The 23,807-nt window shown below is 45.6% G+C and carries 21 protein-coding genes and 1 tRNA gene; 21 read left to right on the forward strand and 1 reads right to left on the reverse strand.

Annotated elements, in window-relative coordinates:
• Positions 1-968 precede the first annotated feature (968 nt).
• The 19 genes from LKK83_RS21745 (at position 969) to LKK83_RS21835 (ending at position 21,081) form a co-directional block, all read left to right on the forward strand.
• On the forward strand, positions 969-1,994 hold the full coding sequence (locus tag LKK83_RS21745) for a GDP-mannose 4,6-dehydratase (RefSeq protein WP_324633438.1): 1,026 nt from the start codon (positions 969-971) through the stop codon (positions 1,992-1,994).
• Complete coding sequence (locus tag LKK83_RS21750; protein ID WP_324633439.1) at positions 1,991-3,142, forward strand: glycosyltransferase family 4 protein; 1,152 nt, start codon at positions 1,991-1,993, stop codon at positions 3,140-3,142. The genes LKK83_RS21745 and LKK83_RS21750 overlap by 4 nt, the downstream gene beginning before the upstream one ends.
• Positions 3,139-3,744, forward strand: coding sequence for a class I SAM-dependent methyltransferase (locus LKK83_RS21755; RefSeq protein WP_324633440.1), 606 nt, complete (start codon positions 3,139-3,141; stop codon positions 3,742-3,744). Before LKK83_RS21750 ends, LKK83_RS21755 begins: the two co-directional genes overlap by 4 nt.
• Complete coding sequence (locus tag LKK83_RS21760) at positions 3,741-5,108, forward strand: lipopolysaccharide biosynthesis protein (RefSeq protein ID WP_324633441.1); 1,368 nt, start codon at positions 3,741-3,743, stop codon at positions 5,106-5,108. The genes LKK83_RS21755 and LKK83_RS21760 overlap by 4 nt, the downstream gene beginning before the upstream one ends.
• The gene (locus tag LKK83_RS21765) at positions 5,105-5,950 is read left to right on the forward strand and encodes a class I SAM-dependent methyltransferase (RefSeq protein ID WP_324633442.1); all 846 of its coding nucleotides are present in this window, start codon (positions 5,105-5,107) and stop codon (positions 5,948-5,950) included. Before LKK83_RS21760 ends, LKK83_RS21765 begins: the two co-directional genes overlap by 4 nt.
• Before the next feature lie 25 nt (positions 5,951-5,975).
• A complete protein-coding gene (locus LKK83_RS21770; protein ID WP_324633444.1) occupies positions 5,976-7,091 on the forward strand; it encodes a glycosyltransferase family 4 protein in 1,116 nt (371 codons plus the stop codon).
• Between the two features lie 51 nt (positions 7,092-7,142).
• Entirely contained in the window at positions 7,143-8,396 is a 1,254-nt protein-coding gene (locus tag LKK83_RS21775; RefSeq protein WP_324633446.1) for a glycosyltransferase family 4 protein, read from the forward strand.
• Entirely contained in the window at positions 8,377-9,498 is a 1,122-nt protein-coding gene (locus tag LKK83_RS21780; protein ID WP_324633447.1) for a glycosyltransferase family 4 protein, read from the forward strand. The genes LKK83_RS21775 and LKK83_RS21780 overlap by 20 nt, the downstream gene beginning before the upstream one ends.
• Before the next feature lie 91 nt (positions 9,499-9,589).
• Positions 9,590-10,180, forward strand: coding sequence for a class I SAM-dependent methyltransferase (locus LKK83_RS21785; protein WP_324633448.1), 591 nt, complete (start codon positions 9,590-9,592; stop codon positions 10,178-10,180).
• Positions 10,181-10,247: 67 nt separating this feature from the next.
• On the forward strand, positions 10,248-10,883 hold the full coding sequence (locus tag LKK83_RS21790) for a class I SAM-dependent methyltransferase (RefSeq protein ID WP_324633449.1): 636 nt from the start codon (positions 10,248-10,250) through the stop codon (positions 10,881-10,883).
• Between the two features lie 35 nt (positions 10,884-10,918).
• Positions 10,919-12,103 (forward strand): glycosyltransferase family 4 protein, encoded by a 1,185-nt coding sequence (locus LKK83_RS21795; protein ID WP_324633451.1) that lies wholly within the window; start codon positions 10,919-10,921, stop codon positions 12,101-12,103.
• Between the two features lie 4 nt (positions 12,104-12,107).
• On the forward strand, positions 12,108-13,469 hold the full coding sequence (locus tag LKK83_RS21800) for a hypothetical protein (protein ID WP_324633452.1): 1,362 nt from the start codon (positions 12,108-12,110) through the stop codon (positions 13,467-13,469).
• Positions 13,470-13,492: 23 nt separating this feature from the next.
• Entirely contained in the window at positions 13,493-13,792 is a 300-nt protein-coding gene (locus LKK83_RS21805) for a hypothetical protein (RefSeq protein ID WP_324633454.1), read from the forward strand.
• Positions 13,793-13,885: 93 nt separating this feature from the next.
• Entirely contained in the window at positions 13,886-14,356 is a 471-nt protein-coding gene (locus LKK83_RS21810) for a winged helix-turn-helix domain-containing protein (protein WP_324633455.1), read from the forward strand.
• Between the two features lie 271 nt (positions 14,357-14,627).
• The gene (locus tag LKK83_RS21815) at positions 14,628-15,755 is read left to right on the forward strand and encodes a glycosyltransferase family 4 protein (protein WP_324633456.1); all 1,128 of its coding nucleotides are present in this window, start codon (positions 14,628-14,630) and stop codon (positions 15,753-15,755) included.
• 88 nt (positions 15,756-15,843) lie between these two features.
• Positions 15,844-17,073: a glycosyltransferase family 4 protein gene (locus LKK83_RS21820; protein WP_324633457.1), complete on the forward strand. Its 1,230-nt coding sequence runs from the start codon at positions 15,844-15,846 to the stop codon at positions 17,071-17,073.
• A 518-nt stretch (positions 17,074-17,591) separates the two neighbouring features.
• Positions 17,592-18,695, forward strand: a complete 1,104-nt coding sequence (locus LKK83_RS21825; RefSeq protein ID WP_324633458.1) for a glycosyltransferase family 4 protein — start codon at positions 17,592-17,594, stop codon at positions 18,693-18,695.
• A gap of 97 nt (positions 18,696-18,792) precedes the next feature.
• Positions 18,793-20,076 (forward strand): nucleotide sugar dehydrogenase, encoded by a 1,284-nt coding sequence (locus LKK83_RS21830; RefSeq protein ID WP_324633459.1) that lies wholly within the window; start codon positions 18,793-18,795, stop codon positions 20,074-20,076.
• Between the two features lie 6 nt (positions 20,077-20,082).
• Positions 20,083-21,081: an NAD-dependent epimerase gene (locus LKK83_RS21835; protein WP_324633461.1), complete on the forward strand. Its 999-nt coding sequence runs from the start codon at positions 20,083-20,085 to the stop codon at positions 21,079-21,081.
• A gap of 299 nt (positions 21,082-21,380) precedes the next feature.
• Here LKK83_RS21835 and LKK83_RS21840 read toward each other — a convergent pair.
• A tRNA-His gene (locus tag LKK83_RS21840) sits at positions 21,381-21,453 on the reverse strand.
• A gap of 153 nt (positions 21,454-21,606) precedes the next feature.
• On the opposite strand from LKK83_RS21840, the gene LKK83_RS21845 reads away from it, so the two are divergent.
• Both LKK83_RS21845 and LKK83_RS21850 read left to right on the forward strand, forming a co-directional pair.
• On the forward strand, positions 21,607-21,969 hold the full coding sequence (locus LKK83_RS21845) for a DUF4359 domain-containing protein (RefSeq protein ID WP_324633462.1): 363 nt from the start codon (positions 21,607-21,609) through the stop codon (positions 21,967-21,969).
• A 205-nt stretch (positions 21,970-22,174) separates the two neighbouring features.
• Positions 22,175-23,728 (forward strand): protein kinase domain-containing protein, encoded by a 1,554-nt coding sequence (locus LKK83_RS21850; protein WP_324633463.1) that lies wholly within the window; start codon positions 22,175-22,177, stop codon positions 23,726-23,728.
• Positions 23,729-23,807: the final 79 nt, after the last annotated feature.

A 23,807-nucleotide genomic window follows, 5' to 3' on the forward strand; every position in this document is an offset into this window, starting at 1 on the left:
TTTCTGTTAATCAGAGATAAACATGCCGATAAATTGAAAAGGAAAAAATAAATGATTACGATGTCTTCCCCGATCTCCTTCTTCCTCTCGGGTGGCTCGGCTAACCACTCATACTCTAATAGAGGGTAACTATCGGGAAAATGTTTCGTTATGGCTCCTTTCACCCTCACAAAACAGGCAAATCAAATGCAATTTTTATCCAGACTTCTCCATGCTGCTATTGGAAAAACTTATACCCATATATTTTCTCAATCTTAGAGTAAAATATCCCCAATGGCATCGTTAGTTTACCATTATAAATTTACTTGTATAGAGAAAAAAGTAATGAGTAATTTACCGAACTGTTTTTGTTAAACTTGTTACTTTTTTGTAGCTCTTCTGAAAATAAATCAGGGGTTGTGCAGGCAGGTAAGAGGCTGGCATACATTACTTCCATGACAAAAAAATATTTGTTTTGAGTTTACATGAAAAATTCACAAAACTTAACAGTAATCGTCGGTGATGTTTGGTTAACTTGCCTAAAGGCTAATAGACGAAAAGCATTTTCTATGCTATTCTGACCGGAAAGTTACCATATTTTTACTTTTTAAGTGAATGCTTGACACCGTAAATGTCGAGGTAAGGAATTTTTATCGGAACCTTTCCGGAAACTCAAAGTCAAAGCTGTACCATACGATAATTGAGGTAGTCAAAAGCCGTATGGGAGCCTTTATATTAAGGAGTCTTTTTACCGATGGAGTCTCCCTAAAATTTTCTGAGGCTGCTCGGAACCTTTCCAGAAACGAAGAGTCAAGACTGTACTATAAAGGAATCGCGCACAACAAACTGCATATCTTGCAGTTTATAAGCACGATTTGTCACAAAAATTGCCGAATTTTATGTCAGTTTTAGAGAAGCCTAACCGCAGGGTTAGAATCAATCGGGTGCGACAAATTGCTCTGATGAAATAGAAAAGAGATGGTACTCCGATGAGTTTAAATGACTATAAACAGCGAAACCCCACTTATTTAATCACCGGCGGCGCGGGCTTTATCGGCTCTCACCTAGCGGAAGCCCTCTTGGCTAAAGGCTGTCGGGTGCTGGTTATCGATAATTTATCCACCGGCAGCCTAGAGAATATTCGACATTTACTCGATCGCCCGGATTTTCACTTTGCGTATTCCGATATCGCAAACGAAATGGTCTTAGACCGATTGGCATCAGAAGCGGATGTTATCGTTCATTTAGCTGCCGCAGTGGGGGTGAAGCTGGTAGTGGAAAATCCGGTTCACACCATTCAGACCAATATTATGGGGACGGAAAAAGTGCTAGAAACCGCCCATCGTTATCAAGCGAAGGTGGTAATTGCCTCCACCTCAGAGGTATATGGGAAAGGACACAGCATTCCGTTTCGCGAAGACGATGATGTAGTCCTCGGGCCAACCAGTCGCAACCGTTGGGGATATGCCGCGTCGAAGATGGTGGATGAGTTTTTAGCGTTGGCGTACTATCACGAGAAAGGATTGCCAGTCGCGATCGCCCGTCTGTTTAATACCGTCGGACCGCGACAAACCGGGCGCTATGGGATGGTGATTCCGCGCTTCGTGCAGCAGGCACTGCGGGGAGAACCCCTGACGGTTTATGGAGACGGACAACAATCTCGCTGTTTCTTGCACGTAGAGGATGCAGTACGGGCGCTGATTGGCTTAGCGGAGTCTCCCGAGGCGATCGGGGAAGTGTTTAATGTGGGGTCACAACAGGAGATTTCGATTCTGGATTTAGCCCAGCAAATTATCGATCGCGTGGGAACTCAAGGAGATGACCGGCGGTCTGAAATCGAAGTGATTCCCTATGGGCAAGCGTATGCCCCTGGGTTTGAAGATATGCAGCGACGCTTCCCGGATATTAGCAAAATTGAGCAGTATCTTGGCTGGAAACCGACGCGATCGCTGGATGAGATTTTGGAGGATGCGATCGAGAGTTTTCAGACTCAAAACACGGTGGTTATCGCATGAAGCTCTTGCTAATCACCGGCATCTTTCCTCCAGATATTGGCGGTCCAGCTACCTACGTGCCGCAGATCGCCAAAGGATTGATGCAACGCGGTCACGAAGTGCGGGTTTTGACCACCAGCGAACCGGAGAATCTTTCTCACGATGAGCGCGAGTATCCCTTTCCAGTGGTGCGGATGAATCGCCGGGTGCCCCTGTGGCGACGACCTTGGGAGTATATCCAGCAGATTCGGCATTATGGAGCGGATGTAGATGTCATCTATGCCAATGGGATATTTTGGGAAACCGCAGTGGCAAATTGGGGATTGCACAAACCGTTGGTGATGAAGGTGGTTGGCGATCCGGCGTGGGAACGAGCGACCAATCGAGGTTGGGTGCAGGACAATTTTGAGGAGTTTCAACAACACAGATATAACCTGAAGGTAGAAACACTCAAGTGGATGCGCTCTTGGAGTGTCCGACAAGCCGATCGCATTATCGTTCCGAGTTGCTACTTGGCTCGCTGGGTTGCTGGGTGGGGGGTGGATAAAGACAGGATTTCTGTTATCTATAATGCGGTAAAGCAATTTCCAGAAATTCACCCCGGTAACCTGCCATTGACTACACCGATTAAGGTGGTGACGGTGGGGCGACTGGTTCCCTGGAAACAGGTGGATAAAATTGTTGAAGCGATCGCACCGTTGAAGCAAGTCGGATTGGTTGTCATTGGAGATGGGCCAGAACGCGGAGGTTTAGAACGCTTGGTGGAAAATTTGGAGATGGGCGATCGGGTGTACTTTGCCGGACAACGCAGTCAAACAGAAATGCTGGGCTTCATGGCTGCGTCGGATTTATTTGTCCTTTATTCCACTTACGAAGGCTTGCCCCATGTGGTACTCGAAGCCATGAGTGTCGGATTGCCCGTAGTGGCAACAGCCGTTGGCGGAACCCCAGAATTAGTCAGGGATGGGGAAAACGGACGGTTAACCGACCCGAAAAGCTATCAAATTTTTGGAAAAATTGTGGCCGAATTAATTGAATCCACTTCCCAAAGACAGCAGCTTGCTGAAGGAGCAAAACGGACTATGGAAGAATTTAGCTTACAGAAAATGGTAGACGATTGTGCAACATTGCTGGAAAGGAAACTTACAACTATCGTTAAAGATGTATGACTACAGATAATTCGTTAATTTTAGAAGTAATTCCTTCCGGTAAGGGAGATGCGCTAGACTTAGGAGGCGGTAGAGGCAAACTTCGAGAACCCTTAGAAAAATTAGGTTATTCTTATATCAACCTTGATACTCGAAAGTTTGACAATGGAGAACCGACAATAGTCGGCGACGCTCATGCCATGCCATTTGAAAATGCCAGCTTTGATTTAGTGATAAGTAAGGATACTTTGGAGCATTTTTTGGATCCGTTTCAATCAGTGAAAGAAGTGTATCGAATTTTAAAACCGGGAGGATTATTTATTATTTGGGTTCCTTGGATGCATCCTTTTCATGGGGATGATTATTGGCGATATAGCCCATTAGGATTGCAGCATTTGCTCAATGAGTTTGAAATAATTTCGTTTGATAGTCCCTTATGGGTGTTTACCGTTGTTGGTTCAGCCGTTACCGAGGCTGCAAAGCGACTCGGATTTCAACTTATAGAGCAACTGATTAAAGCAGGATGCAATTGGTTAGATCGGCGATTTACACAAAATCACAACCGACCCGCTGCTTTTGCTTATCGGCTAGTAACGCGGAAACCAGGACAATCAAACGAATGAGAAAACTCTGGTTCTCACTCAGAGCAATCTGTGCAAACTTCTACGCCAAAGTAATTGGACGCAAATTTGTGCGAAATGTGGGAGTGTTGACGATCGCCAACTTTGTAGGAGCGGGGTTAAGTTTTGCTCAGGGAATTTTGATTGCCCGATGGCTAGGGCCAGAACTTTATGGAGTAACGGCATTAGTGATGACCTATCCGGGTTTGGTATTTACATTTTTTGATGCGAGATCCTCTGAGGCATCTGTCAAATACCTAAGCGAATTTCATGCTCAAGGCGATCGCGATCGGGTGCTGGCGATGTGCAAATTAGGATATCTAATTGATTTGGGAATTGCCTGTATAGCTTTTTTAACCATATTATTCACCGCGACTTGGGCGTCTGAAGCCATTGCTCATCGTCCAGAAGCAGTGGGACTCATTGTCATCTATGCAGCGGCATTTATTCCCCGAGGATTAGTCGGTACTTCTCGTGCAGTTTTGGTGACATTGGGAAAATTTCCTTTGATTGCCTGGATAGAAACTTTCACCACATTTTTGCGCGTGATGTTAGTTTTGGGGTTAGCGAGCGCTGGTTGGCAAGTGGCAGGCGTTGTTTGGGGAAATACCATTGCTATGGCAGTAATGGGATTAGTTAAAGGGGCGATCGGGTGGTTAATGATTTATCGCCACTGGGGGGCATTCCTGACTCAAGGAAAATTACAACATCTCAAACAACAGAGTCAAGAAATATTCAAATTTTTGTTCTACAACAATATCACAGCTCTGATAGGAACTATTCCCAAGCAAATCGATACTTTATTATTAGGCTACTTTCGCAGTCCCTTAGAAGTTGGCTACTATCAACTAGCCAAAAAATTAAGCAGCATCGTTAGCTACTTTGTCGGACCATTACAATCTGTCACCTATCCAGAATTATCAAGACTTTCCGGCTTAGGCAAGATATCTGCTATTCAAAATAAAGTTAAAAAACTAGCCTTTCAGATAGGAATACCCTTGGGATTGACTGTTTTGGCTTTCACCCTAATCCTACCTAGGGGATTAACCATATTTTTTGGGAATGAATACCAACCGGCTACTCAAGCTATCCAGCTTTTATTTTTAGGTGCCGCGATTTGGCTAACCTTCTTTTGGCTAAAACCAGTGTTTATGGCCACCGGTGAAATGAAATTTTGGGCGAGTAACTCCGCCTTAGTTGTGATACTTACTTTAGCAGGATTTGCGATGGCAATTCCTTTAGGCGGATATGTTGGTTTGGCATGGGTATGGCTGATTACTGGTGGGTTGGGAGGGCATTTATTTGCCACCATTTATCTTCTTTACAAGTGGAAAAACGCTACTGCTGTTCCTGGAGAGTTAAAATGAGCGCAAAAGTCAAAAACTTCTACGAAACTTATCCCGATCGCATTTTTGATAAAAGATACAATTCGCCTTACTGGCTGCGAAGCTATACTCACCGCCAAATTTATGACCAATTTTTACCTTATCTCAAAAAAGGGATGCAGGTACTTGATGCCGGTTGTGGAGAAGGCGTACTCAGTTGCTTAATCGCACAGCAAGGGATTGATGTGGTTGGAGTTGATTTATCTGCACCCAATATCGAGGCGGCTGGTCGTTTAGCTTATCAGTGGAATGTTAACCCTAAGTTTTTGCAAGGAGACGCGGAAAATATCCCCTTTTCAGACAATAGCTTTGATGTAGTAATTAGTTCCCACGTACTCGAACATTTACCCGATTTGCATCAGGGATTGCGCGAGTTGTACCGTGTAACCCGGAGTGTGGCGCTGATTGCCATGCCTACTTGCTTAAATCCGGCTTGTTGGGTACTGCTGGGTGGCGATCGCTATTGGAAATTAGGCAGGCGATCGCTCATGGCAATGCCCATTGGCTTGAGTAAAACAATTGTTGCTTGGTTATCAGGAAAAGAAGGTCCCGATGAAGGATATGCAGGAAATAACGAGTTACCCCATATTTGGCGCTTCCCTTGGGTCATGCGTCAGCAAATAGAAAGTGTTGGTTTCCAAATTGAGAAGTTTGAAGCAGGGCCACTTATTTTTCCTTACCTAACACAATATATTCCGCCATTGCAGTCGGTTCAGATTGCTATAGATACATATCGCGATCGACCGTTACTGCATAACTTTGGCTATGGCAGTATGGCGGTTTGCTACAAGAAAAGCATCAGTGATTCATCCTCAAAATTTTAGGAGCAGTTTTAGCTGAAATGAAACCATGAGAATTGCTTGTCTGACCACCAGCTTGTCCCTTGATAACGGATGGGGGCGTTATTCCTACGAAATTATTAGACGGCTTCCTGACTATGGAATAGAACCTGTCGTTTTTCTGGATATTTCTGCTCCCAAAGCCAATCAAGATGGGTTCAAAAGCTACTCCGTTCTCCGTTCCTTTTCCAACGGCATCCGCAAACCGATTAATTTACAATGGGACTGGTTGAAAATTCGCTCCAAAATTAGCAACTGTCACATAGTCCACTGTTTTGCCGAACCCTTTATGCCTTTAGCCTATCTTGCGGCTTCAAGAAATCCAAAAAAATTGCTGGTTAATGCAGTCGGAACCTATGCTTTCTCTAGTCTTAATCAAAAAAATAGTAATCTCTACTACCAAGCTTATAAATTAGCAGAGAGTATTCCGACTATCAGTCATTATGTCGCCAGACTAATAAACGAACGACTACCAGAATTTGCGGATAAATTACAAGTAATTCCTTTAGGAGTCAACACAGAACATATTCAGTTATTTCCCAACCATCAGCAGTTCCCTAAACGCGAGAACGCTTTTTTAGCAGTCGGTCAAGTCAAAGCCAGGAAGGGAACCTTGCAAGCTGTTGAAGCCCTGGCAAAAGTGGTTGAGAAGTTTCCAGAGGCTAAACTGTATATTGCTGGCTCTATTGCTCAGACCAACTATGTCCAACAAGTGAAAAATAAGATTAATGAAAACAATCTTGAAAACCATGTATATTTTTTAGGAACTGTCTCCACAGAAGAACTCAATTACTACTACAGTAGAGTTCGCGGTCTGGTGATGCCTTCGATGAATGTCGGTAATAGTTTTGAAGGGTTTGGTCTGGTTCACTTAGAAGCAAATTCATTTGGAGTGCCTTCTATAGGATCGTTAGACTGCGGCAATGAAGATGCGATTAAAGATGGATACAGTGGCTTTTTAGTAGAGCAAGGAAATACTGATGCGATCGCGCAATCCATGATGAAGTTACTAGACCCTAGTTTTGACTGGTCTTCAATGTCTCGTAATGCCATAAATTTCGCTCAAAGTATGTCGTGGAACAAAGTAGTTGAATCCTACGTTAATCTTTATCAATCTATAGCGTAAACTAGATAATTTGTTTAACTTAATTTAAAGCTAATATCGCCAAATAAAGCCGTGAAAAATCAAGAATATGTTCGCACACAAACCTTGGGAAACAGCAAAAATTCCCCAAACATAGCTTGTTGCTGGATAGGTGGCGCTCGCTATAGCCATCCCCTAGATAAAACGAGCGAAAAAAAATTTCGCGCTCTCAAGCCATTAGGAGAGTTATTTATAATCGGCTTTTCTCCAAACATTCTCCCGCGCCAGTTTACCGAACACGCTCACTTTTATTTAATGCCTCAGCTACCTTGGGCTATCCTGCGCTATGCAGAAATGTTAATTCTGGGGACAATTCTAACTCTGTGGATAATTTTCCGAAATCGGGTACAAATTTTGGTGGCTCAAAGTCCCTATGAAGGGGTGGCCGCTGCTTTAGCAAAAAAGATGGCTAGTTGCTTTGGGCGAAAGGTAGTGTTAGTGGTGGAAAGCCACGGTGATTTTGAAGAAAGCCTATTTTTACAAAAGCAGATTCGATTCACGGGCATTTATCGCTTATTGATGAGATATGCGGCGAATTTTACCCTGAACAGTGCTGACTTACTCCGCTCAGTGTCTCATGTTACGGGGCAACAATTACAGCGATGGTTGAGTGACAAGTCAATTGTACAATTTCCTACCTGGACAGACATAGAAACATTTTTAAATGTTAGCGTTCCAAGGAATGAGCCTGAATCCCCAAAAGTTGTTTATGCTGGCGTCTTAACTTATTTAAAAGGTCTTACTCATCTAGTCAACGCTTTTGCCAGTATTGCCCAAGATTTTACGCAAACAAAGTTAGTAATTATTGGACGTGAGGATGACAAAACCTATGCTGACCAGTTGAAAGCGCAAGTTCGCAAGTTGGGGTTAGAAAGTCAGGTTCAATTTATCTCGCAACTGGAGCAGCCAGAGTTAGCAAAGTACATGAGTCAGGCGTCAGTTTTTGTGCTGCCCTCCCTCTCGGAAGGACTTGGACGAGTCGTTCTAGAAGCAATGGCAACTGGGACACCTGCGATCGCCAGTAAGGTGGGTGGGATTCCCGACATAGTGCAGGAAGGCATTAATGGATTTCTCGTGCCTCCAGGAGATGAAAAAGCTCTCGCCGAACGCTTGCGCTGGATGCTAGAACATCCCACTGAGGCCAAAGAAATGGGACGCTATGCTCGTGCTTTTGCAGAGCAATTCTTTTCCACAGAAGGCTACGTGCAAGGATATGGCAAGATTTTTGAGGCCGCACAAGAGTTGCTAAACCAAGGAGGAATGAATCATGCGCCTTCTACTTTTTAATTTGGCAACTGATGTTGATGACCCCATTTTAGGGTTTGCCACTCGTTGGATAGCGGCCCTGGCAGAACACGTGGAGTCCATTGACGTGATTACCATGCGATCGGGCAAGATTGAAGTTCCGCAAAATGTCTGGGTACACTCCGTTGGTAAGGAAAAAGGATATAGCGAACCCCGAAGGGCGATCGAATTCTATCGTATTTTAGGCAGGTTACTAGCAGAGCAGCATTATGATGCTTGCTTTGCTCACATGATGCCTCTATTTGCGGTGATGGCCGCTCCTTTTCTTCGCTTAAAAAAGATTCATACCGTTTTATGGTACACCCATAAATCAGTAACGCCAATTCTACGTTTAGCAACAGTTTGTGTCGATCGCGTGGTCACGGCTTCCAAAGAAAGTTTTCGGATTCCCAGCAGTAAAGTTAGAGTTATTGGTCATGGCATCGACACAGAAAAGTTTGTTCCTAAACGAGATCATTTGTCTGTGCCTCTTGTTCCCCCCTTTCCAAAGGGGGGGCTAGGGGGGGATCGAAGTTCAAGGCAACGTCCTTTTACAATTCTGACCGTGGGGCGTCTGTCCCCTATCAAACGAGTCGAGTTACTGGTTGAAGCGATCGCTTTATTGCGCGAAAAAAAGCCCGATATGTCTGTTTGCCTAAAAATCGTCGGGGGACCAGCAAGCGAGTCAGACAAACTTTATGAAGATGAATTAAAGAATCAGGTGGAGCAGTATCAGTTGCAAGATACAGTGTTTTGGGCGGGAAGTATCCCCTTTCCCCAAGTCGTTGATTACTATCAACAAGCTGACTGCTTTGTCAACTTGTGCCCTACTGGTGGGATGGATAAGGCGGTTTTAGAGGCGATGAGTTGCGAATTAGTTGTTGTTGTCGCTAATCAGACCTTTATTCGAGTTATGGGAACAGCATTAGCGAATACCTGGGTAATTGATGGAAGTACAGAAAAATTGTGCGATCGCCTCTTGCTGTTATTATCCATGACTGAAACTTACCAAAATGAAATGGCTACAAAACTGAGAAATATCGTAGTTACTCATCACAGCCTAACTGGATTAGTAGCAAATTTAATTGAACAATTTGTCACATGAAAAAATAATCAAAATTATTTGAGGGGTTTTTATGAAATTTAAATAAGTTATTTACTGGCTATGGAAAGGCAAGTCAATCGCCCGTGTTAGAATGAACTCGATTATTCGCGAACGAGTCAAAATACAGGGTCGGATATTGGATTTGGGTGGAGGCGATCGACCGTCATATCGGCTATTGTTAGAATCTCAAGTAACTGAATGGGTCACGGCTGATATTGTGCCTGATAATAAACCAACAGTCCTATGCAACCTCGAACAACCTCTGCCTTTTGAAGACTCTGAGTTTGATGCTGTCATTGCGTTTAATCTTCTAGAGCATATTTACAATCACCAGCCGTTGATTGGCGAAATGTACCGAATACTAAAACCCGGAGGTAATTGTGAAGTGATGGTGCCATTCCTTATTAATATTCATGGCGATCCTCATGATTATTTTCGATACACTGAAAGCAGCCTAAATAAATTGTTCAAACACGCTGGTTTTGCCAAAATTGATGTAATCCCATTGGGGGGCATTTTCCAATCAGCATTTCAGATAATCCACCCGTTATTTAAAGGCAAAATTTTAAATACTATAGGTGGAACTTGTGCAATTGGTTTAGATAATGTACTTAAAAATCTCAAAAAAAGTAATTTTGAAAACAGATGGGTGCTTATGTACTACTTAACAGCAAAAAAATAAAATAATAAATTCGTGAATCTTATTATACTATATACTATTGGCGATACGTTAGTTGGAGCGATTTATTATGAAGAAAAATAATTATTTAAAAAAAAGCTACGACTACGAAGGTAGATTTGGGTCATATTGGCATCAAATTAATGAGATTTTCACTTTAGTTAATCCTGGGCAAACCATTTTAGAGGTAGGGCCAGGAAACAATTTTATGAGTCACTATGTATCTCAAAGAAACATTGGAGTTGAAACCTTAGATATCATAACAGAAACCAATCCTACATATGTTGGTGATGTCACTCAAATACCTTGTAAAGAAAACCAATTTGATTGCGTATGTGCATTTCAGGTACTAGAACATCAGCCCTTTGAACTACTTCAACCGAGTTTAATAGAAATGTTAAGAGTCTCTAAACAATACCTATTGTTTAGCGTTCCAGATGTGCGTTGGTTTCTGAGTCTGGATCTCAGAATTTTTTCCAGTCGTAACGCTATCCGACAAATTGTCAGTTTTCCTAGACTAACTAACAGAGTCCTGAAGGTTCCACAAAGTGCCAAAGACCATCATTGGGAAATCGGACGTCCGGGGTGTTCGTTAGCAACAATTTTGAGGGAAATCGCAGCAGTTGAATCTCTCCAGTTACAAAACCATTACAGAGTTCCTTCAAACCCAATCCACCATCTATTTGTTATCTCAAAAAAAGTATGATTTCCCAACGACTGGTTTACATTGCAAATGCTCGAATGCCAACGGAAAAAGCACACGGTTATCAAATTTGCAAAATGTGCGAAGCCTTCGGACAGCAAGGTTTAGATGTGCTACTACTGCACCCCGATCGCCATCAACCCAATAGCAGTCTGCAAACTACCAGCGTGTTTGATTACTACGGGATTACATCCACATTTAAGATCCAGACGCTTCCTAATTGGGACGTGGTTAGATTAATTAAATTTATTCCCGATCGAGCTTTTGCACTGTTCTTTTTTACTCATGCTTTTCTGTGGGCATTTTATGCTGCCTGGGTAGCTGGCCGAGAAAAAGCAGATTTGTATTATACCCGCGACATTAGTCTGGCTTTCTGGTTAGTGCGACTAGGACTACCAACGATTTACGAAGCTCATGTGGTTCCAAAAAGAGGGCAACGAGCGCTCCTACGTCAACTCACTCAAAATTCAGTATTGCAGCTTGTGGTCGTACTCACCTCATTTATCAAAAAAGAATTTGTGGCAATGGGGTTTCCTGCTGAAAAAGTTATCGTTCATCCTGATGCAGTGGACTTGTCTCTATTTGCCGATTTGCCAGATAAACAAGAATGCCGAAAACGCGTCGGACTTCCCTTAGAACGTCCGATTATTGGCTACATCGGACGCTTTCGCACAATGGAAATGGAAAAAGGCATACCGGAACTGGTAGAGGCAATGGCTCAGTTGCCACTTCTCGATGGTCAAGAACCTTTACTGTTATGCGTGGGTGGCCCGATGGAAGCTGTCCCCAGTTATCTTGAGCTTGCTCATCGTTTAGGCGTTCCCGAACATCGTCTTCAGTTTGTCGATCGCGTCCCCAATAATCAGGTGCCTCTTTGGATGCGTGCTTGTGACGTAGTAACAATTCCTTGGCAGTGGACGGAATTTTCCGCCTATTTTACTTCGCCAATGAAACTATTTGAATATATGGCAGCAGGAGTACCGATAGTTGCCAGCAACTTGCCATCAATTCGCGAAGTCTTGCAACATAAAGAAAATGCCTGGTTAGTGAAACCAGGAGATGCCTTAGCATTGGCTAATGCTCTAAAAACTATCTTGAGCGATCGCTCTACTGGTGAAAAATTCGTTGAAAACGCCAGACGGCAAGTCCGAGAATATACCTGGATAGAACGAACTCAAAAAGTGCTGAAATTTGTCCAACCATCTTCGAGCGAGCATATTTAATCGAATGTTCAACAAAGCGATCGGAAAAGTTGCCAAGTTTTCACTGTGGGTGGGATTTGTACTGATAGTAGTAACGATGGCCGCCCATTTTGCTGAACATCCCCAGTCTCCATTTCTGCCATCTACAGAAATCTCTATTCAAGGTGCAATTGTGCCTCTAATACTTGCCTATTCTATTGGATTGGGAATTGTCTCCAGTCGCCGATCGCCCAAAAATGCCCTAGATTTGTTCACAATTGCCTTTCTCTTGCGAATTCTTATTAGCTTATTGTTAACCTATGCTTATCAAGAACAAGATGAGCAGATATTACACGAAAAGGCAACAGACCTCCTTTCCCTGTCATTTACAGATGTCTTAGGAGATGGATATGTTGCAGTGGTTTCACTTTTATATATAGCGTTCGGATCTAACTTGCTGCTGCCCAAAATTTTCAATTCAACATTGGGCAGTCTGATGCCTTTTTTTATTTGCGATATAACTTATAAAATTTATCCGGATATAAACTCTGCCAGTCGAGCGCTGAATTTTTGCATTTTTCTTCCGCCGCTGTTATTTTATTCTGCCATGAACCTCAAGGAATTGCCTTGTGCTTTCCTGCTAATTCTAACATTGTGGGGACTGTTAGTGCCCTCTTGGATGCTGGGAACGCGCCTGATTTTTGCGCTGCTCTGCGTAGGAATCACTGCTTTTATCCGGGGGGGCTGGGCACTTTTTCCTCTAATAGCTGTGGTTTTTTATTTAATTTTTGGTCAAGGAGAATGGAAAATTCGTAATTTTTTATCTTGGCAACGAATTTTAATGATAGCGGTTGTTGGCGGAGTAGTTTTTTTTGTAATGCGACCTTTTTTAAATACGGCTATAGAACACATTAATAATCGAATCTTTATCGGTGCTACAGCTTCTTGGGGCACTTTGCAAACAGCCAATTCATCAGTAACCAGGTCTTTCCTCGATATTGACCAGCCTTGGTCTTTGAGAAATATTCTGATTCAAGTAAGTCGCGCTCCTTTTTCTCCATCTCCTCTGGTGATTTTTGGAGACTTCAATTTTTCTACGTTTGTAATTGGTTTAATTGGGTTGACTCAATATTTGATGATGCCATTTTTTTTAAAAGGAATTTTATGCTTTTGGAAAAACAGTGAGTTTTGTGTTGTTGGTCTAGTAGAAATAGCCATGCAAGTGACGATTGGTTTGTCTCTGATGTTGGGGTTGACTATACATCGTCAAAGCATACCTCATTTTGCTCTTTTATACATTTTGTCTAGTGTGGGTCAAGAAACTAGCCAAAAATACAACTTTATTCTCAAGGGATGGTGGATCGCAGCCATTGCTTATTCTGCAATTTATATTGTAACCAAGTTCTAAATTATAGCGATTCAAAATCACTTATGCAACTTGGGAATGAGTCTAATACAATAGAAGATCGAGTGATTTTTTTAGGGTGCAACATGGTTGGTGAAAAGGATTATCTCGATGTACAAGAACATATTCAGGAAGTGGAAAAGTTTCTTTCCACTTGTAAAGATATCAGAAAATGGAAGAGAGCGGAGGCAGTTAGACTAAGATGTTCGGGCTTCTCTTATAAAAAAAATAAAGAGAGAGTAAGAGTGTTCCAGAGCTTTATTGTCCAGCAAAAAAACGATGAAAAACGAAGTATTTCCGGACTTAAACTTGCTTGCAATAGGTAAAAACTTTATTCAAAGCAAGGTAAAATAAAAAATATTCACTGGCTTATAGAGCTTTCATGGAGACAAAATATTTTTGAGATATAACAGTATATTATGGAAAAGTATGATGCAGTCTTTAAATCAAGAGGAAGTTATTATAACATTCTAAAATCTGCCAGAATAACTTGGCAAAAAGCCAATCAAAAGCATCCCAGACAGGATCCGGAACAGGTCAGAGCAAGAAATCAAGAAATAGCTGATTTACTGGAAGAACTAAAACCACAGATAGAGTCTGGAGAGCTTGCTGTGTATTCAGTAAATGAATGTCACCTCTTGGGAGATGATGGGGTTGGATACCTATGGGCAGATAAAAAAGATAGAGGATTTGTAGACATACCCAATCAACGCGATCGTCAAACTTATTATAAAGCCTTAAACTTGCTGACCAACAACTTTATTGTGAGTCCTTATGAAGGAGGCAATGGAAAAAACACAGTGAAATTTTTAGAGGAACTTAAAAAACATCATCCGCCTCACCAGAAGTTTTTATTGATTGGGGAGGGTGCCAGCTATCATAGAGGATAAGAAATGAAAGAGTTTTTGAGAGCCGAAAATGACGGTAAAGATAAAAAAAGGTCGATCGCTTGTGAACTTTTTGATCCTTATGCTCTCAAATAAAATACGGTCGAAGGAATCTGGTTGCAAGTTAAAAATTTTATCCGAATTATTTACCCTGTATGCACAATTTTTTATATAATTAAACAAATTTTACAAACTTTATTTAAATTTAATATTTTCGATCGTTATAATTTTAAAAACACGAAATTTTTGCACAACTGATTTAGGCTCGCTATATATGGCGAATATTTTACACATTCAAAAAGTCGCAGGCGTTGCCGGTTCGGAAAACCACCTGCTAACCTTACTTCCCCAGATCAAAAAGCACGGTTACGAGCAAACTATGCTAGTGCTGGCGGACTCAGAAGACCGTCCCGAACCTTTCATCGAACAAATGCAGGCTTCTGGAATTCAGACTCATCTAATTTCTATGTCGGGAGATATAGACCCCCTTATCGTGACACAGATAACACGCTATTTGAGATCCAACTCTTTTGACTTAATCCACACTCATTTATTTCATGCCGATATCTACGGTACTTTGGCGGCAAGATTAGCAGGGATTCAAGCCATTGTTTCCACGAAGCATGGTTTTAATCCTTGGCGTTCTCAAAAACTGTACGGTTTTTTAGACCGAATGGCTGCCCAATGGCAACAACAATTAATCATTATCTCTCAAGCGATCGGTGAATGGCTGGTGCAAACCGAAAAACTTCCCTCTCAAAAAATGCGGGTGATTCACTATGCCCTAGAAATGGAACAATTCCTGGCGGGAACTCAAGGTAATTCAGAACTGGTTAACCTTCCCAAACCGATCGTCGGCACAGTCAGCCGTCTGCTGCACCAAAAAGGCGTCCACGTTCTGCTTGATGCTTTTGCAAAATGTCTCGAACAGCACCCACAAGCTTCTCTCGTAATTGTTGGGGACGGGCCATATCGCACCAAATTGGAAGAACAAGCTCGTACCTTGGGAATTGCAGAACAGACTCATTTTCTTGGCTATGTCCATCAACCCAGACTAAGTGCCGTGGTGTCAGAGTTTGATATCTTTGCTTTTCCTACTTTTGGCGAAGGATTTGGATTGGTTTTGCTAGAGGCAATGGCTGTGAGTAAACCCGTCGTTGCTTCCAATGTTATGGCGATCCCTGAAATTGTTATTGATGGAAAAACGGGATTGCTGGTGCCCCCGGACAACGCTGATGCCTTAGCGCAAGCACTATTAAAGCTGATAGAAAATCCAAGTTTATGCCAGCAATTTGGCATAGCTGGAAGGCAAAGATTGGAACAAGAATTTACTGTAGAACGCATGGTACAAAAAACGATCGCCGTTTACGAGGAGGTGTTGGGAATTTCTAGCCAAAAATAAATAATATTGAACCCGGGAGAATCTTTTCCTCCCAATTCATTACTAACCGTCTGGTTTTCAAACTACCTTTAATAACTTCCACATAACCATGCTTTCTTCCTCTCCCTCCCCCCCCATCCGCGTGATGCGAATTATCGCCCGCATGAATATCGGTGGGCCTGCTACCCATGTCACCTTACTCAATGAAGGGTTAACTCGTCTCGGTTACGAATGTCTCCTGGTCACGGGAATGGAAACCAGTCGCGAAGGCACCCTGAAAGATGAATTCGCCGCCCGTCACCTCTCGATGGAAATCATTCCGGATCTGGGACGGGCCATCGATCCCCGTCAGGATATCGTCACCTTGATGAAACTCTATCGCTTGATGCGACAGTGGAAACCGGATATCGTCCATACCCATACGGCGAAGGCGGGGTTTGTGGGGCGACTTGCGGCGCGGTTGGCGGGTGTGCCTCTGGTGGTGCATACGTTTCACGGCCATGTTTTTCACGGATATTTCGGTCGGGCAAAAACTCGTTTTTTTATCGAGTTAGAGAAAATTTGTGCGAAGCTCAGCAGTCGCATTATCACCATTAGCGATCGCCTCAAATCGGAAATCCTCGAGTTTGGCATCACCCATCCCACCCACATCCAAGTCATTCCTTTAGGCTTGGAACTCGATCGCCTCAAAGCAGTCTCAGAAACAAATCGGTTTCGTGCCGAATTCGGCTTAACCCCCGATATCGGTTTAGTGGGTGCAGTGGGGCGGATGGTGCCGATTAAAAACCTGCATCTATTCCTGGATGCGGCGGCGATCGCCCATCAACACAACCCCAACCTCCGCTTTTTGCTCGTCGGCGACGGCGAACTGCGCGCGGACCTGGAAACCTACGTCCAACAACTCCATCTGGAGAAGGCGGTCATCTTCACCGGATGGCGGCGGGATTTGGCGCAAGTGTATGCGGACTTAGATGCGGTGGTGATTTCCTCGGATAATGAAGGCACCCCAGCTTCGTTAATTGAAGCAATGGCTGCCGGTTGTCCGGTGATTTCTACCCGGGTCGGCGGCGTTCCGGATTTGATCCGGGATGGCGACACCGGGCGTCTGGTGCCCCCGCGCGACCCCGCCGCCTTAGCAAACGCGATTCTCAATCGGTTTGCCGAGGCAACCCGTACCGCTGAAATGGCACAGCAGGCACAAACGCTTACGGTAAAAAAATATAACTCAGCGCGCTTAGTCACCGACATGGACGGGCTTTACAAAACTTTACTTCACCTGCCCCAGCATCGTCAATTGGCCACAGGGAACGCATCCGCATCAAAACGCAGTTCGTCTTGAGAACCCAGAAGGGTTAGTCTCTCTATCTAGGTTGTGGTGGGCAATGCCCAGCCTACAGAAATGAAGCCATCGTGGATTTACGGACAGGCAATGGGTGATTTGCGATATAAGTGAGAGGTTTGGACTGCATCTACCGGGAAATTACTGGCAATCGATTTATCTTTTGGGAGAAAAAAGTCACGGACTCTCTTCCAATGAGACGAACGAGCTATCATCTGGGTGCAGGTGTCAGAAAACTGGCTTCACAAAATTATCCCGAAAAATATAATGGATAGAGCGAGCCAGATGCCCAACCGGGGTGAGTTGAAACCATGCGATCGCGCCCACAAGGCACTTGGCCATCTGCCAACCTCGCAAACCTTTGTCGCGTAGCGCACAAGCCTAACCTGAAGATTGAATTATACCACACTCAAAGGGCAGAATCAATCTTTTTTTTAGATTAATTTAACCAGTTTTCTCTGACCCCCAGCCCCCTCACACCAGCCCAATTATGCAAAAGTACCAGCATGGGGAAAATTATGAACGAACATTGGCTGTTAACTCAGGGATTCATTCTCTCTGTCTCCCTCGCCTTAGCCGGGACTTATATCGCCCGCAATGCGGCAAATCGGTTTCGGTGGCTGGACAAACCGGGACGGCACAAGGCCCATCACCAACCGATTCCCGTCCTGGGCGGGATCGCCATGTATGGGGCATTTGTGGCCACGGTATTGATTCTGGACTCGCACTGGTTGCTGTCGGAGGGGTTGACCCTGGCGATCGCGGCCACGGTGCTCGCCGGCATTGGATTGTATGACGATTTGCGCGGACTCAATCCCCTGCCCAAACTCGCCGGACAACTGGTGGCGGCGATCGCCCTCATTTACAGCGGCATTTCCCTCCATCTCACCGGGATTGACCCCCTGGATATCGGCCTCACCCTCTTTTGGGTGGTGGGAATCTGTAACGCCATGAATCTCCTAGATAATATGGATGGTCTTTCCAGTGGCGTGGCGGCGATCGCCTGCCTCTGTTTCGGCGCGATCGCCTTCTCCCAAGGGCAGCTCCATGTCTCCGTACTCTGTGCGACTCTCTTCGGTGCCACCGTCGGTTTCCTGCGGTTTAACTGGCATCCCGCCACGATTTTCATGGGAGATGCCGGCAGTCTGGTCATCGGATTTCTGGTCGCCGCACTGGGGTTGATGGTGGTTTCCCCCACGTCGGAATATTCCTGGATCGGGTTAGTGCCGATATTCATTTTGGCAGTACCGATTTTCGACACCACCCTCGTAACCTTCTCGCGCCTGCGTCGCCAACTGAAAATTACCGATGGCGGTCGGGATCATAGCTCTCATCGCTTGGTGAAAATTGGCTTAAGCGTACCGCAAGCGGTGGCACGACTGTACAAAGTGGCCGGCATTTGTGGGGTTGTGGGAATGGCGATCGCCCTTAACCCATCCCCGGCGATCGCGCTACCGAGTGCGATCGCGATCGGCACATTGGCGATCGGGGCATTCTTCTGGTTCGAGCAAGTGGATCTCTCGGATACCGGACAATCCACTCTTCCCTTTCCCACTCCCGGTATCGCTTCTGAATTGAAAACCTTACGGTCTGCCCAAGTTTACGAAGGTTCGGAACTGTAACAGTTCCACCATTTCTCCAACTGCAATAAAGCGATCGTTTTTTTTCTGAGATTAGGAGCATCTACCTTTCCAACCCCCTATGTAATCCAGAAAAATCATGCAGGAAAAAATCGCGATTATCGGTCTCGGTTATGTGGGGCTACCTTTAGCCATCGCCATAGCCAAAAAATTCCCCAATCCCATTGGGTTTGATATCAATTCAAAAAAAATAAGCGACCTCAAACAGGGAATCGACATCACTGGTGAAGTCTCTGCAGATGACTTAACTGCCACCACACTCCAATTCACCAGCGACCCTAACGATTTAACCCACATTAATTTTTTTATTATCGCCGTTCCCACTCCCATTGATGCCAATCATTACCCGGATCTGACGCCGCTGATCCGTGCTTCGGAAATTGTCGGGCGCATGCTTCAACCCGGTGTGGTAGTGGTTTACGAATCCACAGTTTATCCCGGCGTCACCGAAGAAACTTGCGGCGCAATTTTAGCCCGAGAATCTGGTTTGCGCCAAGGCATCGATTTCAAATTAGGCTATTCTCCCGAACGTATCAATCCCGGGGATCCAGAACACCGACTGGAGACGATTGTCAAAGTGGTTTCCGGTGAAGATCCAGAAACCCTAGAACGGGTCGCCACAGTTTATGAAACGATTATTGATGCGGGGGTTTATCGCGCCCCTTCGATTAAAGTGGCTGAATCCGCCAAGGTCATCGAAAACATTCAGCGCGATTTGAATATTGCCTTAATGAACGAGCTGGCGTTAATTTTCGATCGCCTGAATATCCCCAGTCGCGAAGTGTTAGCTGCAGCGGGAACCAAGTGGAATTTTTTGCCGTTTAAACCGGGACTGGTGGGCGGTCATTGTATTGGCGTTGACCCCTATTATCTCACCGCAAAAGCGAAATCCGTGGGCTATCGTCCGGAAGTGATTCTCGCCGGTCGTCGCATCAACGATAACATGGGGCGCTATATCGCGGAGCGATCGATTAAACTGCTCAGCAATTACGAGAACGTACCCATGAAAAAAGCTCGGGTGGGGATTTTGGGGATTACATTTAAGGAAAATGTTCCGGATACTCGCAATACTCGCGTCCCGGATATCGTGCGCGAACTCCAAAACTTTGGCATTGCGCCTTTAGTTCACGATCCGATCGCCAATCCGGAAGAAGTCTCGCGCCAATATGGCATTACCCTCGCTCCTTGGGAAGAACTCTTCGCTCTCGATACCATAATTCTGGCTGTGGCACATCGCCAGTATTTAGAACTCTCGCCGAACCAATTAATCCGCTGCATGAATCCGGAGGCGATTTTCATGGATGTGAAATCGGCATTTGAACCCACTATTTTTCCCGAGAAAATAGTCTACTGGAGTTTGTAAGCGTTAATGAAACCTATTTTAGTCACGGGCGCTGCGGGTTTTATTGGCTTCCATCTGTGTCAACGGCTGTTGGCGCGGGGGGAAGCGATTGTCGGTCTGGATAATCTTAACGATTATTACGATGTGAATTTAAAACGGGCACGATTGGCGCAGTTGCAAGAAAACCCGCAGTTTCAGTTTTGCAAATTAAACTTGAGCGATCGCCAAGGAATGGCGAACCTGTTTGCCCAGTTCCAACCGGATCGGGTGGTGAATTTAGCCGCTCAAGCTGGGGTACGCTATTCTTTAACCAATCCTCACGCCTATGTGGATAGCAACCTAGTCGGCTTTACCAACATTTTAGAAGGCTGTCGTCACGGAAATGTAAAGCATTTGGTGTTTGCTTCTTCCAGTTCGGTTTATGGCGCAAATACCAAAATGCCGTTTTCCGTTCGCGATAATGTAGACTGTCCGATTAGTTTGTATGCAGCCACCAAAAAAGCCAACGAACTGATGGCACATACCTACAGCTATCTCTATGGGTTGCCGACTACGGGACTCCGTTTTTTCACGGTTTATGGCCCGTGGGGTCGTCCGGATATGGCATTATTTATCTTCGCGAAAGCGATTTTAGAAGGCAAGCCAATTCCAGTGTTTAATTATGGCAAGATGAAACGGGATTTTACTTACGTGGACGATATTATTACTGGGGTGGTGCGGGTTCTCGATCGCATTCCCCAAACCTCCGGGGCGAACCTTCACTCCCCACCGGTGGATGTGCCGTATAAAATTTACAATATCGGCAACAATCAGCCGGTGGAATTGCTGCGGTTTATCGAAATTCTGGAAGATTGTCTGGGTGAGAAGGCACAAAAGGAGTTTCTTCCCATGCAACTGGGAGATGTCCCCGCCACTTATGCGGATATTGAGGAACTGGAAGGGGATGTGGGGTTTCGCCCGACGACGCCGCTTGAGGTGGGCATTCCCCGGTTTGTCTCCTGGTATCGCTCCTATTATGGGGTGTAATCTCATCTCCGGTGGCGTGCCGATAAAACGCACTGGATGGAAATCGCGCCCGCCCGATCGCGCTTTCGCCCGCCGACGGGGGCTAATACCATTTTTCGATTGGGATGTTAGAGGTTGTCACAGTAGGACCTGGGTCACAGACGCGATAAATCGCGTCTCTACAAGCAAGAGGGGGAAGCGGAAACCTCTCTCACCCAATCGGTGAAAAACGGTGTAAATTCTGAGGTTCGATGGCAAATCGAATCGATAAAATAGAGACCAGGCACAAGCCCGGTCTCTATTTTGATTTTCAGATGGAGGGCGAACGACCGGATTCGAACCGGCGCATGGTGGAACCACAATCCACTGCCTTAACCCCTTGGCTACGCTCGCCATTTGGTTCATTTTTTACATTAGCATAGTCTGGCGATTCGGTCTACCCCTTTTGAAAAAAAATCAAATTTTTTTTGGGCGGGGGTGCCTGGGATGCGGAATTTACGGAAAAACTAGGGTAATCTAAAGCATAGAGAGTGGCACGCAGGTTCCATGAAAAATCTTAATGTAGTGGCCTCTGTGGCAGGGGCGGTATTGGTGGGACTAGGGGTGGCAATGGTGGTCACGAATCCCAGTCCGTCTGCTTATAATGACTATGCTACGGAACGGCTAACGGAATATTTAAAAGCAGAAGGTTGCGAAAAGGCGCTGCTCGGTCAGCGTCAGTGCGTCGCGGCGCTGGAATCGGCGCAACCTCAAATCGCCGAACTGATCCGCGAGAGTACCGAACGGCAAAATTTTCTGTTGTGGAGTGTCTACAGAACGGAGTTTTCTTTGCCGTTGCTGCCGGCTTACCAGTTTGAAACCGTGGGGGCGTTCCAAAGCTTCTACACCTATGAGTTCCAAAAAGATTAGCCTCGGGGTCTCTACCTGGGTTTATTACCATAGTTGTCTAATTTTGTCAAGCCTGCCGGGGAATTTCTAGGGGTGTGCCTCGCGATCGCGTCTCTGGTGGCGCGACCCTATCAACCCCGGCCAATTCCTATATGCTATGGAAATGACTAGCAGTTTTGGCTGCGGTTTTTAATATCAACTCTACAACAGGCAATTGTAAATCAGCATGAGCTACTGTGTCATGCCCGGATGTCCGCAACCGCAAAACCCGGCAACGGGGAAGGTTTGCCAATCCTGTGGCAGCAAACTGTTGCTGAAAGAGCGCTATCGTCCGATTCAGGCGATCGGACAAGGAGGATTTGGTCGCACGTTTTTGGCTCTGGATGAGGATATCCCCTCGAAACCGAAATGCGTGGTCAAGCAACTGTTCTTCAACCAAGGGCAGACGCGCCATATCAAAAAGGCGGAGGAATTATTCTACCAAGAGGCGGTTCGTCTGGACGAGTTGGGGCATCATCCGCAAATCCCCACCCTGCTGGCGCACTTCGAACAGAACCAATGGCTTTATTTAGTGCAGGAGTTTATCGCCGGACCGACGTTATCTCGGGAACTGAAAGAACGAGGGGCGTTTAAAGAGGCGCAGGTTCGTCAAGCGCTGGCGGATCTGCTGCGGATTTTGGCGTTTATTCACGATCGCCAAATTATCCACCGGGATATCAAACCGGCAAATATTATCCGGCGCACAGGTGCGGCGGGTGCAGGTGAGGGCCAGTTAATTTTAATCGATTTTGGGATTGCTAAGTTGCTCAGTGCCACGGCGATGATGCAAACCGGGACGATTATCGGTTCGCCGGAGTATATGGCACCGGAACAAACGCGCGGTAAGGTGGTTCCGGCAAGCGATATTTACAGTTTGGGGGTGACTTGCTTGCATTTGCTGACGGGCGTTTCGCCGGCCAATTTATACGACGAGGGTCGCGATCGCTGGATTTGGCGAGATTTTTTAACTGCCGATAAGCTCGTCAGCGCCGAACTGGGTCGCATTCTGGATAAAATGGTGCAAGCTGCGACGCGCGTGCGCTATGCCTCGGCGGCACAAGTGTTGCGCGACCTGGAGCCTTTGCCGTCCCCCGCGATCGCTCCTTCGCCGAGTCCCGCTACACAATCGCCCCCACGCCCAGTAACGCGATCGCCCTCTCCTCAGCCGGTTTCCCCAACTTCTGCCCCGGCACAACCGATAAAAACCTTCAAGCGGGCGATCGGCAATCTCTTCTCCCTGATGGCAGGTCAATCCACCCCGGACGAAACTCCCGATATTCTCACTTCAGAAGTGGGGATTGATTATACCAAATTGCGGGACTTGTTGGCAAGGAAAAAGTGGAAATTGGCCGACGAAGAAACTCGTGCCGCGTTATGTCAGGCCGTGGGCAAACCGCCCCGGGGATATCTGTTTGAGGACGATTTGGCCAAACTTCCCTGCGCGGATTTGCACACCATCGATCGCCTGTGGGTGAAATATAGCGATGCCCGGTTCGGGTTTAGCGTGCAGGCGCGCATCTACGAGGGATGTGGGAAAAATTACGGCACTTTCTGCGATCGCATCGGCTGGGTAACATACCGACCTGCAGTCCCCTATAAAGGGATAAAATTTACTCTCACAGCGCCAATCGGCCATTTGCCCTCCCGGGTCTGGTCTGGGGGCACGAAATGGTGGCGACATGCAGAAGCAATGGCGAATCGACTGGCTGAATGCGAAACTAACGAGAGTCAGCCCTCATAGTTCGGGTTTTCCCCGCGATGGGATTGCCCACCATCGCCTAGAGTTAAAACGAGCGATTGGCAGCCAATTGCGTAAGATC

The organism is Phormidium sp. CCY1219 (assembly GCF_035615515.1).
In the GTDB taxonomy this organism is placed as follows: domain Bacteria; phylum Cyanobacteriota; class Cyanobacteriia; order Cyanobacteriales; family Laspinemataceae; genus CCY1219.